This is a genomic window from Acinetobacter sp. UBA2581 (genome assembly GCF_002339435.1).
GTDB lineage: Bacteria > Pseudomonadota > Gammaproteobacteria > Pseudomonadales > Moraxellaceae > Acinetobacter > Acinetobacter variabilis.
Map to the genome: position 1 here is coordinate 1 of NZ_DDLD01000110.1, position 14,898 is coordinate 14,898.

At 41.6% G+C, this 14,898-nt stretch carries 15 protein-coding genes; 7 read left to right on the plus strand and 8 right to left on the minus strand.

The window, feature by feature from the left end; all coding sequences use genetic code 11:
• Positions 1-86: 86 nt before the first annotated feature.
• From B3Q46_RS14110 to B3Q46_RS14120, 3 genes are all read right to left on the minus strand, one after another.
• Positions 87-1,193, minus strand: coding sequence for a YheT family hydrolase (locus B3Q46_RS14110; RefSeq protein WP_004783762.1), 1,107 nt, complete (start codon positions 1,191-1,193; stop codon positions 87-89).
• A 69-nt stretch (positions 1,194-1,262) separates the two neighbouring features.
• A complete protein-coding gene (locus B3Q46_RS14115) occupies positions 1,263-1,673 on the minus strand; it encodes a nuclear transport factor 2 family protein (RefSeq protein ID WP_004783765.1) in 411 nt (136 codons plus the stop codon).
• Between the two features lie 266 nt (positions 1,674-1,939).
• On the minus strand, positions 1,940-3,964 hold the full coding sequence (locus B3Q46_RS14120; protein WP_004783767.1) for an NADPH-dependent 2,4-dienoyl-CoA reductase: 2,025 nt from the start codon (positions 3,962-3,964) through the stop codon (positions 1,940-1,942).
• Positions 3,965-4,130: 166 nt separating this feature from the next.
• Between B3Q46_RS14120 and B3Q46_RS14125 the strand changes: the two genes are divergently transcribed.
• The 4 genes from B3Q46_RS14125 (at position 4,131) to B3Q46_RS14140 (ending at position 7,337) form a co-directional block, all read left to right on the plus strand.
• Positions 4,131-4,679 (plus strand): PadR family transcriptional regulator, encoded by a 549-nt coding sequence (locus tag B3Q46_RS14125; protein WP_004783769.1) that lies wholly within the window; start codon positions 4,131-4,133, stop codon positions 4,677-4,679.
• A 14-nt stretch (positions 4,680-4,693) separates the two neighbouring features.
• The gene (locus B3Q46_RS14130) at positions 4,694-5,626 is read left to right on the plus strand and encodes an alpha/beta fold hydrolase (RefSeq protein ID WP_004783772.1); all 933 of its coding nucleotides are present in this window, start codon (positions 4,694-4,696) and stop codon (positions 5,624-5,626) included.
• Positions 5,627-5,645: 19 nt separating this feature from the next.
• Positions 5,646-6,350, plus strand: a complete 705-nt coding sequence (locus tag B3Q46_RS14135; RefSeq protein ID WP_004783774.1) for an SIR2 family NAD-dependent protein deacylase — start codon at positions 5,646-5,648, stop codon at positions 6,348-6,350.
• Between the two features lie 87 nt (positions 6,351-6,437).
• Positions 6,438-7,337, plus strand: coding sequence for a LysR substrate-binding domain-containing protein (locus B3Q46_RS14140; protein WP_004783776.1), 900 nt, complete (start codon positions 6,438-6,440; stop codon positions 7,335-7,337).
• A gap of 294 nt (positions 7,338-7,631) precedes the next feature.
• On the opposite strand, the gene map is transcribed toward B3Q46_RS14140, so the two are convergent.
• Positions 7,632-8,426, minus strand: coding sequence for a type I methionyl aminopeptidase (gene map, locus B3Q46_RS14145; RefSeq protein WP_004783779.1), 795 nt, complete (start codon positions 8,424-8,426; stop codon positions 7,632-7,634).
• A gap of 352 nt (positions 8,427-8,778) precedes the next feature.
• Here map and brnQ point away from each other — a divergent pair, with 352 nt between their 5' ends.
• Both brnQ and B3Q46_RS14155 read left to right on the plus strand, forming a co-directional pair.
• Complete coding sequence (gene brnQ, locus B3Q46_RS14150; protein WP_004783780.1) at positions 8,779-10,065, plus strand: branched-chain amino acid transport system II carrier protein; 1,287 nt, start codon at positions 8,779-8,781, stop codon at positions 10,063-10,065.
• 591 nt (positions 10,066-10,656) lie between these two features.
• The gene (locus B3Q46_RS14155) at positions 10,657-10,872 is read left to right on the plus strand and encodes a hypothetical protein (RefSeq protein ID WP_286716342.1); all 216 of its coding nucleotides are present in this window, start codon (positions 10,657-10,659) and stop codon (positions 10,870-10,872) included.
• A 107-nt stretch (positions 10,873-10,979) separates the two neighbouring features.
• Here the strand turns inward: B3Q46_RS14155 and B3Q46_RS14160 are convergent, their stop codons facing one another.
• On the minus strand, positions 10,980-11,438 hold the full coding sequence (locus B3Q46_RS14160; protein WP_004783784.1) for a hypothetical protein: 459 nt from the start codon (positions 11,436-11,438) through the stop codon (positions 10,980-10,982).
• 116 nt (positions 11,439-11,554) lie between these two features.
• On the opposite strand from B3Q46_RS14160, the gene B3Q46_RS14165 reads away from it, so the two are divergent.
• Positions 11,555-12,421, plus strand: a complete 867-nt coding sequence (locus B3Q46_RS14165) for an alpha/beta fold hydrolase (protein ID WP_004783786.1) — start codon at positions 11,555-11,557, stop codon at positions 12,419-12,421.
• Between the two features lie 152 nt (positions 12,422-12,573).
• Here the strand turns inward: B3Q46_RS14165 and gltS are convergent, their stop codons facing one another.
• From gltS to B3Q46_RS14180, 3 genes are all read right to left on the minus strand, one after another.
• The gene (gltS, locus tag B3Q46_RS14170) at positions 12,574-13,797 is read right to left on the minus strand and encodes a sodium/glutamate symporter (RefSeq protein WP_004783788.1); all 1,224 of its coding nucleotides are present in this window, start codon (positions 13,795-13,797) and stop codon (positions 12,574-12,576) included.
• A gap of 124 nt (positions 13,798-13,921) precedes the next feature.
• Positions 13,922-14,143 carry a hypothetical protein gene (locus tag B3Q46_RS14175; RefSeq protein ID WP_286716347.1) on the minus strand — a complete coding sequence of 74 codons (222 nt, stop codon included), beginning with the start codon at positions 14,141-14,143 and terminating at the stop codon, positions 13,922-13,924.
• Positions 14,144-14,257: 114 nt separating this feature from the next.
• Positions 14,258-14,898, minus strand: a 641-nt coding sequence (locus B3Q46_RS14180) for an ATP-binding protein (protein WP_286716348.1), incomplete at its 5' end; no start/stop codon positions are given.

Consider the following 14,898-nt stretch of genomic DNA (forward strand, 5'->3'; position numbering starts at 1 on the left):
CCGTCAATGCGTAAGTCCTAACTAATATAATCCTTCATCAAAAAAACCCAGCTTATGCTGGGTTTTTTATGGTTTAAAAATCTCTTTCAAGCTGCCGTTGGAGTATCGGAAAGTTGCAGTAAATACTCTGCCATCAGACGAGTGGCCCATGATTCTGTCTGCATTAAACCCTGATAAAAGCCACAGTGGCTGCCTTTTTTAGTGGTGACGACTACAATATTCGGCATAGCTCGAATGGCATCCTTATACGGTTCCAGATTCTTGATATGACAGACCGGGTCATCTTCCGAGTTCAAAATCATCAATGGAATTTTGACATTTTCAAAGACATAAATCGGGTTGGTGGCCTTGGTATAGCTTTCATAGTCTGAAAAGCCTGCCAGCTCATAGTAGTGCTGTTCAAATTCAGACAAGTCTTTCACCTCAAGCAATTGCTTCCATGAAGGATAAATCTGCCAGGTTTCCTGATAAGGGTGGATAAAACGTTTGATCAGTTTTTTAGCCATGACTTTGCTATAAAACGGATGCACATAAGCAAAACCGGTTTCGGTATTATAACCTGGGCATAAGGCAAAGGCTGCTTTGAGCGGGGTTTGCTCGCCCTCCTCACCCAAGTAGCGAACTAACAGTCCTGTACCCGCAGAAGAACCCACACCATAGAGATCGGATTGAGGAAATTTGTCCTGAATATAGAGCAGCTGTTCACGCAAGTCCTGAGTGGAGCCAAACAGGTTCATTTTTGGCACAGGCATTGGCAGGTCAGCATGACCACGGCGCAAACACAGGGCAACACGCCAGCCTGTATATTTATGCAGGTCACGTACCAGCTCCCGCATGGATTCCGGAGAACCGGTAATGGTATGTAATAACACAATAGTAGGTGTACTTGGCGGTAAATCTAAACCATACCAGGCAATGCCAGTAATGCCGCCATCGGACATATTCAGCTGCTCAAGCACATCATATTGCAGCTTAATCGTGCGTTTTTTTATCAAGTCCAGATATAAAATGTGCGCATGCGCATTCGATAACCACGGTGTTGGACGATATTTCTGTTTTAAAAGTGGTAAACGTTCAATCACACCAGAAAATAAACCATTCGGATTATAATAAAGTGTTGGAAGATCTGCTCCGCTAAAGCGGTCCAGATATTCACTTGAAAGTTGACTCATTTTTTTAAGCCACATTTTCATCTGTATTCCCCTATAGTTTTCTATCAGTGATGTACAAACTTCATGCCGACTTGAATCAATTGTAGGAAATTAAGTATTAGCCTGATAAGCCTGAATCCGCTGGCCCATTTCTATAGCTAAGGCTTCAAGTCCAGATTTTGGTCGGATCATTACTTCAAAATCAATGATCTGACCTTCATCATTGAACTGAATCATGTCGATTCCCTTAATTTTCTTATCGCCGACATTGGCTGAGAACTCAAGTACAACATTGTTACCATCTTCACTAAGAAATTCACGGTGATAAGTAAAGTTTTCAAAGACCTGAATCACATTGGTCAGGATAAAAAATACAACCTGTTTCCCGGGATAAGGCTGAAAAGCCACGGGCGAGCGGAATACGACATTATCCGCGAGGAGTTCATTCAATATGGACATATCACGTGTTTCCAACATTTCATGCCAGCGTGTAATAGCCTGTTTTGTTATTTCAAGTGTCATTTTAGATTCCTTTTATTTTTAGAGTTCTATCTATACGCTTTCTTCGTTTTAATAATGAAATTTCCCCCTTTAGTAAAGGGGGTTAGGGGGATTCTCTTTATATTTAAATCCCTCCCAACCTACCTTTTATAAAGGGAGGAGTATTCTTTTTTGGACAGCTTTTGTCTTTAAACAAAAGTTCCTTCTTAGAAGGAAAAGCTGAGCGAGAGGTAATTTATTACCCTGATCCCAGCCCTCTCTCCCAGAGGGAGAGGACTTGAAGGCTATTAAATCACCGCAGCCAATTCAGCACCCTGACGGATCGCACGTTTCGCATCCAGCTCACCTGCTTCTTTCGCACCGCCAATGAGATGCACGTTTTTACCGGCAGCTTTCAGTTCATCAAACATGGCGGTATAAGATTCCTGACCAGCACAGATAATGACATTATCTACGTCTAATACTGCAGGTTGATCATTCACTATAACGTGCAAGCCCTGATCATCGATTTTTTCATAGCTTGCACCGGCAATCATTTTGACATTGCGATGTTTTAAGCCAGTACGGTGAATCCAGCCTGTGGTTTTACCCAGACTTGAACCGACAGAAGCTGCTTTACGCTGCAATAAATAAATTTCACGTTCAGGTTGTTCTACATTGGCTGTCTTAAGTCCACCAACATTTTCATAGTTAGTGTCGATCCCCCATTCATCATAGAATTTTTCCGGATTGACACTGCCACTTTCGGTCCCATGACTGAGCAGCTCGGCTGTATCAAAGCCAATACCACCTGCACCAATAATCGCTACACGCTGGCCGACTGGTTTACGCTCTCTAAGTACATCCAGATAAGACAATACTTTAGGATGATCAATTCCAGGAATATCAAGCTGACGCGGTGTCACCCCAGTGGCAACCACAATGTCATCAAATTCGGCTGAAATCAGCTGATCAAAGGTCGCGGTGCAATTTAATTTCAATTGAATACGTGGTTGCAATTCAATCTGACGTTTAAAATAGCGCAAGGTTTCATAAAACTCTTCCTTACCTGGAATGGTCTTCGCAATATTAAATTGCCCACCAATCTGTGCTGAAGCTTCAAATACAGTGACATGATGGCCACGACCTGCTGCATAGATGGCAAAGCTTAAACCTGCCGGCCCCGCACCAATCACTGCAATATTTTTCGCTACATTGGTTTCTTTAAAGATCATTTCGGTTTCATAACAAGCACGTGGATTCACCAGACAGGTGGCAATTTTCATCGAGAAAATATGATCCAGACAGGCTTGGTTACAACCGATACAGGTATTGATTTCATCACTACGGCCCTGTTCTGCTTTTAAGACAAACTCAGAGTCTGCCAGCATTGGACGTGCCATTGACACCATATCGGCATCACCTGTAGCCAGGACATATTCTGCCATTTCCGGGGTATTAATACGGTTAGAGGTAATAAGAGGAATATTCACCTGACCTTTTAGCTTACGCGTAACCCAGGTAAAGGCCGCACGTGGCACTTTGGTAGCAATGGTCGGGATACGCGCTTCATGCCAGCCAATACCGGTATTAATAATCGTCGCGCCCGCTTTCTCAATGGCTTTGGCGAGTTGGATTACTTCTTCTAGAGTTGAACCGCCTTCAACCAGATCCAGCATCGAAAGACGATAAATAATAATAAAGTTCTCACCGACCATTTCACGGGTACGGCGTACAATTTCAATCGGGAAACGGATACGGTTTTCATAGCTGCCACCCCATTCATCATCACGATGATTGGTACGTGCTGCGATGAACTCATTGATCAGGTAACCTTCTGAGCCCATGATTTCGACACCGTCATAACCTGCATACTGAGCCAGTCTGGCACAGTTGGCAAAATCATCGATGGTCTGCTGCACTTCAGCCGAGCTTAAGGCATGCGGTTTGACTGGATTAATCGGTGCCTGAATTGAAGACGGCGCAACATTTTCCGCCTGATAAGAATAACGGCCGGTATGCAGGATCTGCATGGCAATTTTCCCGCCAGCTTCATGTACAGCTTGGGTAATCACTTTATGCTTTTCAGCTTCTTCAATCGTATCGAGCTTGGAACCACCCTGAAAAGTGACGCCATGATCATTCGGCGAAATACCACCTGTGACAATTAAGGCTACACCACCCTTGGCACGTTCTGCATAAAAGGCAGCCATCCGATTATAACCGCCCGGTGCTTCTTCTAAGCCCACATGCATGGAGCCCATCAAGACACGGTTTTTAAGCGTGGTAAAACCCAGATCCAGTGGGGCAAGTAAATTCGGATATTTAGACATTTCAACTCCTTAGCGTGCAGATGTGCTGGCTATTTTTATTCAGGCTGACTGATTTACTCCCATCAAGCAGCAGTCTTATGCAACTTGTTGCACTAATTTATAGTGCAGAATTGATTTTTATGCAACATGTTGCATAATAATCCCGAGTCATTTTTTTGAGACGTTTATGTCTTTATCACATGTTTTACTCACCAGCCTGATTGAGAAACCGAGCACTGGCATTGAACTGGCACGCCGTTTTGACCGCTCCATGGGCTTCTTCTGGAATGCCACCCATCAGCAGATCTATCGTGAACTGAATGCCATGCTGCAAAAAGGCTGGATTTCGACGATAGAAGAGGAAGATTCTCATAGCCGTAAAAAAACCTATCAGGTAGAGCGACTCGGCCGGGAAGAACTGGCTAACTGGATGCTGGAGCACAGTTCCCCAGCACAGCTTCGGGAAGAACTGATGGTTCGTCTGCGTGCAGAAGCCCAGCTGGGCGGCAACAGCACCTTACCTGAACTGGAACGCCATCTAGAAATACATAAAGAGAAGCTTAAAACCTATCAGCAGATTTTCGCCAAAGACTTTGCTCAAGCTGACGAAAATGACCGAACCCTGTATATTCATAAAATGATTCTGCAACTGGGTATTGACCAGGAACTGGGCTGGATTGCCTGGCTGGAACAGGTTATTCCTAAACTTAAACAATTCGATGTAGAAAAATTATAAATACGGAGATATGCATGCCCTTCTATAGCATGCCAGATGGCGAACAGTTATTTGTACGTGAATACGGTCAGGGTCAACCGGTCCTGGTCCTATCAGGTCTGGGCATGTTGAGCTGGCAATGGGCAGCTTTTCTCTATCCACATCAGAAAAATTTCCGCTTTATTATTCCCGAATGGCGTGGGTTTGGGGCATCTAGTCACTGCAAAATTCCGCAAGACCTGGATGTGATTTCCAGTCACTGGCTTGATGTTCAATCAGTGATCCAGCAGCTTAATTTAGATCAATTCATTGTGATCGCTTACTCTATGGGTGCGACAACCACCATGCATGGCTTGTGCTATAGGGATTTTGCCAAACATATAGCAGCTTATTTGCATATTGACCAAACACCTAAGATTCCGGTTGATGATGCTTGGGCATTTGGACTTTTTGGTTCACGCCATCAGGAATTTATTGAAATTTTGCAGCAGCTTTCAACATTACTTGCAGAACATCAGCAGATTGAACTCATTCGGAATCTGGATACTGCAGTACGTCAGCAAATTACAGCATTATGGCTGCGCTTCATCCAGCTACAAAATGATAGTCCAGCCAGTTTAAAAGTGTTTAAGTTCATCCTGAACAGATCTCGTCTGCAAAGCCTGCTCCTGCCTTCCAGTCGGGTAGATTATATGACGTGGTACATCAATAATTATTTATATCATCATGAAGATTATCGTGAAGCTCTGGCGAAGCTTACTTGTCCGGTAACTTTCTTTAGCGGTGTACAGTCCAAACTTTATCCTGTGGAAGGCCAGCGCCTGATTGCCCAAAGCCTGCCTCAGGCTAAACATGTGCTTTTCAACAAATCTGGTCATACTCCTTTACTGACCGAACCACTCAAATTTGCCAAGGAGCTCGGCATCTTTCTGAAAGAAAATTTACAGTCCAGCTCTTCAGCGGCTTAAAGATTAAGGAGAAGAAATCATGAAAAAACTGGTGGTGTTTTCAGGTGCTGGCATGAGTGCTGAAAGTGGGATTAACACCTTTCGTGACAGTGATGGGCTTTGGGAACACTATCGTATAGAAGAAGTTGCCACACCGGAAGCTTGGGCTAAAAATACGGAACTGGTGCAACGCTTTTATAATGCCCGACGTAAAAATATTCTGGAAGCACAGCCAAATGCAGCTCATCAACTCATTGCTGAACTTGAAGATGATTTTGATGTCCATGTGATTACCCAAAATATTGATGATCTGCATGAACGCGCCGGAAGTTCTAAGGTTATTCACCTGCATGGCAATATCCGCCTAGCCAAAACCTCAGGCCCGAATTGCCAGTACACCACCGAGTTTTATCCAATCGAAGGCACTGATTTAGATTTGACTAAACACTTCTGTAAGGAAGGCTATCCACTACGTCCACATGTGGTCTGGTTTGGCGAAGCTGTACCAGCTTATGAAGAAGCACAAGATTGTGTACGGGATGCTGATATTTTTGTGGTTATTGGAACTAGCCTGCAAGTATATCCTGTTGCTGGTTTAATCCATGAGATTCCAGCTCACTGCACAGCTTATTATATTGATCCCAAAGCAGATCAACAGCATTTACCCGTTCAGTTTCACAAGATTTCCCAGACGGCCACAGAAGGCATGAAAACCTTACTTAAATTACTTGAGTCCGAGATCTAGTCATCATTCAAAATTCGTATTCTATAGTTGACAGTATGCAACAATCATTTTTTAATCAGCCTATTGTTGCAGGAATGGAATTAAACGATGCTGACTGATCTGGATGATTTTTACTGTTTTGCGCAGGTCGTCGAACATGGTGGCTTTAGTGCAGCCGAACGTGCTACCGATATTCCCAAATCCAAGCTCAGCCGCCGCGTTTATAATCTGGAAGAACGTCTTGGCGTCCGTCTGATTCAGCGTAGTTCCCGTCATTTTGCAGTCACTGATATTGGCATGAATATCTATCGCCATGCACAAGTGATGCTCAGTGCAGCACAGGCTGCACACGACCTGGTAGATCATCTCAGTACTGAACCGCGTGGCACTATTAAAGTCAGCCTGCCCGTCTCCATTGCCCAGAATGAAATGGCAAAAATCCTGCCGGATTTCCTGAAAAAATATCCTAAAATTAAAGTCCAGATGATGATCACCAATCGACGCGTGGACATCATTAACGAAGGCTTTGATCTGGCCCTACGGGTACGGACCAGCCTGGATGATGATCCGAATCTGGTAATTCGTCAGTTTGAAAAAATCGAACAGCATCTGTTTGCCAGTCAGGGCTATCTGAATGAATTTGGCGATCTGAAAACGCCTGAACAGCTCTCTGAACATAAAATTTTAAGCATGGCTGAGGAACATACTGAACAGTTCCTGATATTGCAGAATGAGCAGCAGCAACAGAAAAAAATCCGGATCAACCCGACCGTAATGGGATCAGACCTGAATATGCTGGCACAACTGGCGGCTTCAAGCTGCGGCATTACCTTATTGCCCGATAATGTCGTGCAGCAATATGTAGAACGTGGCGAACTGGTTCGGGTACTTTCAGACTGGAAAACCGCACATGGCATTTTTCATCTGGTTTATCCTTCCCGTCGTGGCCTGTTACCGGCTGTGCGGGTATTTATTGATTATCTGGTTGAGCACCTGCATCTTGTATAAATAGAAATATTTCAGGCAAAAAAAATAGCTCATTCTTGGGGAAAAATGAGCTAATAAAAACAATTCACTACAGCATGAAGTGAACGAAAGGAAACTACTACCGCTAAGCCAAATCTAATACACAGTAATCAGACATCTAATAGAACAATCATGAACTAGGTATAAATAGATTAAGAGAATTTGGCTGGTTAAACCACTTCTTCATGTAGTGTTTTGTAGGCTTTCGTCACCAATAGCAAGCAAGCTGTAATTTATGTAAGCTACTGTATTTCAATGCATAACGTGAAAAATAATTTAAATTTCTGGATACTCGCCTGTACCTTCTGGCCACGGCGATAACAGCTCAAAACCTGTGTCGGTCACGACTACCATGTGCTCCCATTGAGCTGACCAGGATTTATCCGCAGTCACGACTGTCCAGCCGTCCTTTAACTCTTTAACACGTGCTTTGCCCATATTGACCATAGGTTCAATAGTAAAGACCATACCGGGTACCAGTTTGATGCCCTGACCTGGTTGCCCGTAATGCAGAATGTTTGGCTGTTCGTGATAAATTTTACCAATCCCATGACCACAATATTCACGCACAATGGTGTAGCCTTCACGCTGTGCAACAGACTGGATTGCATAACCAATATCGCCTAGGGTTGCGCCCGGTTTAACGGCATGAATCCCGGCAACCATAGCTTCATAAGTGGTTTCGACCAGGCGTTTGGCTTCAGGAGATGGTGTACCAACATAATACATCCGGCTGGTATCGCCAAAATAACCGTCTTTAATAATTGCAACGTCAATATTAATAATATCGCCGTCTTGCAAGACAGTATTCGGAGATGGAATACCATGACAAACTACTTCATTCGGTGAAATACAGGTGGTTTTGGTATAACCATAATAGCCAATATTGGCAGGCGTCACTTTTAGCGTATTGACGATAAAATCATGACAGATGTCATCCAGATATTCAGTCGTGACACCCGGCTTGACATGCTCTCCGATCATTTCCAAGACCTGTGCAGCCAAACGCCCAGATATACGTAATTTTTCGATATCTTGTTCGGTTTTCAGAGTAATCGCTGGAGCTCGCATGGATCTATCCTCAAGGTGAATCGGGAAATTATAGTCCTTTTTCAGCCAAGATGCGCATTTGTTCGGTCTGCATGACAATTCTTAAAACTTGCTATAGAGAATCTCAATGCTGCTTATTTATACAAACAATAAGCCGAATATAATGAAATGAAGTCTAAATGATTTATTTATTTAAAAATAAATTATATTTTTTTCAACTGAATATCAAAGATATATTTCTACCAAGCTTTTAAAGTTCACTTTATCCGATCGTCAAGATCAGTAAAATCAAGGCTTTCGGCATTAAATTAAACTCCAAAAATCATCATATATACACTAAAATCGCTTTCTTTTATTTATTTGTTCTCCTTCTATGACAAGTCTCCGTACAAGAGATATTGTGGCCTTAGGTTTTATGACCTTTGCACTGTTCATTGGTGCGGGCAACATTATCTTTCCACCGATTGTGGCTCAACAAGCCGGTGAGCATGTATGGTTAGCTGCCCTAGGTTTCCTGATTACGGCAGTTGGCCTACCTGTCATCACCATCGTGGCATTGTCACGTGTTGAAGGTTCAATCCAGATCTTAAGTTCTCCTTTAGGTAAAGCAGCCAGTCTTTTACTGACTGTGGTCTGTTATCTGACGGTTGGACCTTTATTTGCGACACCACGTACTGCAACCGTTTCTTATGAAATCGGCTTTTCTTCATACTTTGGCAATGCACCTAGCAATCTGCTGATCTATAGTGTGATCTATTTCGCTGTAGTGACTCTGGTTTCCCTTTATCCAAATAAGATTCTGGATACGGTTGGATACTTCCTGTCCCCAGTAAAAATTATCGCATTGATCATTTTAGGCGGTGCTGCAGTGTTGATTCCTGCCGGCAAACCACCTGCTGCAGTGGGTAACTATGTTACAAGTCCGGTAACTGAAGGCATCGTTAATGGTTATCTGACCATGGATACCTTAGGCGCATTGGTCTTTGGTATTGTGATCGTGCGTGCGATTACTTCTCGTGGCGTAACGGATCGCAAGCTGATTACCAAATATGCAGTCAATGCAGCGATTATTTCTGGTATCGGTTTGACGCTGGTGTATCTCAGCCTGTTTAAACTAGGCCTAGGTAGTCACGATGTTGCCCCTAATGCTGCCAATGGTGCGATTATTCTGCATGCCTATGTACAACATGCTTTTGGTGATATGGGTGCTTATTTCCTTGCCACCATGATCTTTGTTGCCTGCATGGTGACTGCGATTGGTTTGACCTGCGCATGTGCTGAATATTTCTCGTCTATTACCAAACTGCCTTATAAAGCCTTTGTCTTTGTACTGGTCGGCTTCTCGCTAGTGATTTCAAATCTTGGTTTGACCAAACTGATTGCCGTGTCTGTGCCTGTATTGAGCGCGATTTATCCGCCTGCGATTGCAGTGATCCTGCTAAGCTTCTGCGGTCATTTCTTTAAAAAGCCTGCTCAAGTTGTTGCACCGGCCACACTGGTTGCATTTATTTTCGGTATTTTCGATGGCCTTAAAGTTGCTGGCCTTGAATTACCTGAATTACTACAGAACTTACCGCTTTCTGAACAAAATATGGCATGGTTGATTCCATCTCTTATTGTTCTTGTCATTGCCGCTGTGATTGACCGTATCAGGAATTAATCTTTCTAAGAGGTCATAAAAATCGTATTTTTACCCAAAATCCGGTTTTAGCGTGATCAATATCTGTCAGGTTTTACCCAAACCGGCATTTATTGTTTACACCCTCACCTTCTCATCATAACCAAATTGTATTTTAGAAAGCGTTATACACTTTTAATCAATTATTTTAATTAGCTTCTTTCTTACTTCTATTTTCATTCTTTAGCAGAAGATCAACCCTACTCTGTATTTTACTGTTTTTTAAACATATTGTTTCCTGATTAAACCAACTCACCTTCATCATTCTACATAGACTTACATTCTCTGGATTATCTCTACAAATCTTTGGCGTAGAATTTGCTTTTCCCAATGGTAGCAATGAATGATTGCTTGAAACTTCAGTCGGACTGCACTCGCTGAAATGTTTAAGATGATGATTCAGATGCAATCATTGATTAGTGCGGTAATACGACTAAAGGAGGCCTTTTTAACTGTTAAAGTTCACTTAAATAGTTGCAAAGGTTGAAATTAAGAAGTACAACTGTATATTCAATTCAGACTAAATCAATAAGATTTACTCTTCAATTATACAAATAAACAGGAGGGATGGAGATGTTATCAATACATTTCAAAAAGCAAGTCTTCATTGACGCTCTTAAGGCAAATACCAATCTGGTGACTTTCCTAAGCACCACGGTTGCGCTTATGCTGACCTTGATTATGCATTGTTTAATTCAAGGCAATTTAAAATTTGAGTACGTAGGTTATGCCTTGATTGTTTCGGCAGCCTTTTTCTTATGGGCTGTGATTGACCAGAAATACCGATAATTTATTAATAAATTTATACCCCAGTGGATGATCTGGCCAGTCATCCATCTGGCAGAAAAGAAATAAATTAAGCTTAAAGCTCGAAAAATAAAATCAACCATTAAAAATTAGAATAATCCGATCGCCGCCCCATAAAGAAGCACGCCCGTCCCTCCCAATTCTGCAATAATCAAACTGACCATTGCCAAAGTCATAAGCACGCCCGGCAACTGAAATTTACCCAGTTGATGCGGTCGCTTAAACTGATTCGTCGTATCTTTCAAAAACCCATGCAAGATATACGCACTAATCGAGAAACTGAAAAAGAGAACATTGATCAATATACAGATCAAATTAATCTGCGAAGATAATGCTGAATAATAAGCCAATACTGCCAGAATCAATGTCGCAGGGGCATAAAGCAGACTGCTGCGATGAGCAATATCCACATAATAATGCGCCCGTGAATTGACAGACTGACGGATTTGCCAATATTTCCATACCCCGGTTAACATCCCCATCCATAAGAATATTCCACTAAAAATAATCGCGATCTTTACTGCCAGATCAAGTTCGATTCCCTGCATATTTTCATTCCGTTTTTATCATCGTAATGACTTTTTAGTCATTGTTTTAATAAGTTTCTTTGAAGAAGTCAGGTAAATTTAAGTATTCATTCTGATTCAAAAATATAGTGTAGCCCATGTCTGAATTCGAAACATTGACTCTAAAGTGCCAGGATGGCTATCAATTAAGTGCACGTTTTTATCCAGCTACTGATGCTGAATGCAAGAAATCTCCTATATTAATCTGCCCTGCGACTGGCATTACCAAACAGTTTTATCATAGTTTTAGCTGTTGGCTGCAAGCTCAGAGTTATGCAGTGCTGGTATTTGATTTTCGGGGTATTGGCGAATCCTTAAAAGGTCCGGTTAAGCATTCTAAAGCCAGTATTGTGCAATGGGGACAACTGGACATTCCGGCTGCAATTGATGCGCTATTAGCTAAGACTCAGACAGAAAAGGTCATCTTACTTGGGCATAGTGCTGGTGGACAGCTGCTGGGTATTGTCCCAAACTATGCCAAAGTGGAAAAAGTCGTGGCAATTGCTGGATCGACGGGTCATGTTAAAGGTTTAAAGGGTCGTACCAAATTACTAGCACCAGTGATGTTCAATATCATTTTCCCATTGGCACGTATCACCAAAGGCTATGGTCCAACTCAAGCGATTGGTATGGGTGAAAACCTGCCAAAAGATGTGGCGCGTGAATGGGCAGAATTTTGTAGTAAACCAGGTTATATAATTAATGCGATTGGTAAAAAGATCGCACCAGCACATGACTATCATGCCCAGATCACCTGCCCGATCACATCAATCTGGGCTTCGGATGATGAAATCGCCACTCAAGCGAATGTCAAAGACTTGCTGCGCTTATATCCAAAAGCAGCCACAGAAATGATTGAGCTAAAACCCCAAGAATATGGTCATAAAGGGATTGGCCACATGCTGATGTTCAAGAAGTCACATCAAAACTTATGGCCAGTCATTGAGCAGCAGTTATCTGCCTAAAGATGATTTAAATGGCTATTGATAGGTTAATGTGCTTTAATACGCTCAGTATGAGATGAGCCTCTTACAGTATGTGCCTCAGATGTGCATACGACTAGCCCCTAACCATGGGGCTTTTTAATGTCTATATGATTTTGAAGTCGTATTAAAATTTAACCGAAAAATGCAATGATGCTCTGAATCACCACAGCATTCACAATATCAATAAAAAATGCACCACATAGCGGTACGATCAAAAATGCTTTATGTGATGGACCATAGCTATTGGTGACCGCCTGAATATTTGCAATCGCAGTTGGAGTTGCTCCCATACCAAAACCACAATGCCCCGCCACCAATACGGCTGCATCGTAATTTTTTCCCATGATTCTAAAGGTCACAATTGCGGTAAATAAAATCAGTACCGCTGTCTGCGCAAACAAAATGGTAATGAGCGGGCCTGCCAAATCGGCCAGCAACCAGAGTTGCAGCGACAGTAAAGCCATTGATAAATACAGAGACAATGACGCATTTCCGAATACATCAATAGCACGGTCGAAAATATCGACTTTTAGCACATGCTCCAGGAAGTTACGTACAATCACTCCTGTCCCTAAGGCCCAGACAAAGGTCGGCAGTTCAAACCATCTTCCCTGACTAATCTCTGTCATTTCATTCGCAACAAAAATACATAGTGCAAACATCCCCAAAGTTGACACTGCATTACTGGCTGTAATCAACCGGGTTTTCTTTGGATATTCGAAGGGTGCGGTGTTGATGCTAGTATCGAGTTGTTGTTCATTGGTCTCTTGCGCTACTGTCTCTGCCAATTGATTGCGTTTAATCAAGAATTTGGCAACCGGGCCACCTACAAGCCCACCAATAATCAAACCAAAAGTAGCACTGGCCATACCGAGGACAATTGCTCCTTGAATCCCATGTTGAGTTTCAAGTACTTCACCCCAAGCACCGGCAGTACCATGTCCACCCGTTAAGGTAACAGAACCAACAATCAAGCCAATCAATGGATCAAGCCCAAGTGCTGTGGCTAAACTCATGCCAACCGCATTTTGCACGACTACAAATAGAATGACGCAGACTAGAAAGATCAGCAGTGATTTTCCGCCTTCTTTGAGCTTGGTAAAGTCTGCACCTAAACCAACAGAGGTAAAGAACATCAGCATCAGAATAGTTTGGATTTCTGAGTCAAATGTGGCACTGATATTAAAAAATTTATAGAGAATAAAAGCCGCAATCGCTGCGACTAAACCGCCGATTACGGGTTCAGGTAAATTATAGTTTCTAAAGAAGCCAATTTTACTAACCAGATACCGCCCAATAAAAAGAAAAAATACCGCAATTACCAAAGTGCCAAAGGCATCGATCTCATAATTCATAACATTCCCTATTGGCTTTATTTTTATACAGTTTTAGGAAAATAGTATGAAAAATCAATTTTAGAAATGTTATGCAAGTTATTGTTTCTAGTAATTGTTTAATTTATAGCTCGAACAGGTGCAATTAATACAATGGAATATCATAGACCCAGTTTTTGGTTTGTTGGTCAGTGGTGGTTTCACACACATAGTAATCATGATCCCATGCTCCTTGATGGAAAATTTCTTTTTTGGTGTATGTCACCTGTTTACCATTTTCGACACAGACAAAGCTGTCACCTTGGTCTTTGACTTTAGTTCCGTTCAGGAAACCGCCAATACAGAGGAAGCGGGATTGTGTTTTCACTACTCAATTACCAAATATATTTTAGATAAAAATATCATCGTTTAGATATTATTCGTCATCATGAACGATAAGATGACGAATAACAAAATTTAAACTTTTTAAAATAAAATTAATTTATATACAATGCCATACCCTTTGCTCTGTATCGAAATTAATTATTTTTTTCTCTTTTAATTTTTGCAATTCATTACTAGTTTGGTCTGGATTCAATCCAAACAGATGACGTGCATGCAACCGTGTAAAACCATCAGGTACTATATCCTTAAATTTCCGTATAAGTATCTCAGGTTCCATATCATATACATGATATAAACATGCAATAAACTTATTATTTTCCTCTTTAAACTCAGGTTTTCTTAGGCCTAATTCAGACATTTTTACTGTAGCAGTGTTTAAACCTTCCCCTAATTCCTTATTCGGTGCTTGTTTAGACTTAGATAACAATCTCACAATTTTAGGGTTTCTAGAAAACCTATTATCTAAAATGTTATCAACTTTAATCATACCTGGTAATTTACCAGGACTTTCGAATGAAATTTGATTATCAAAAATTTTGACATGAACAGAATCCTGGATCGAATAATCTCTATGAATTAAACAATTGACAAGAATTTCCCAAATAGCTTCATCTGGATATTTAGGAGTTTTTCTACCTTCTAATCCCCATAAATATATTTTATCTAAAACACTTTTAATAAATTCAAAACTTTGTTGTAAAATTTCTAATATATTACCTCGCAGATTCAAATACCAAG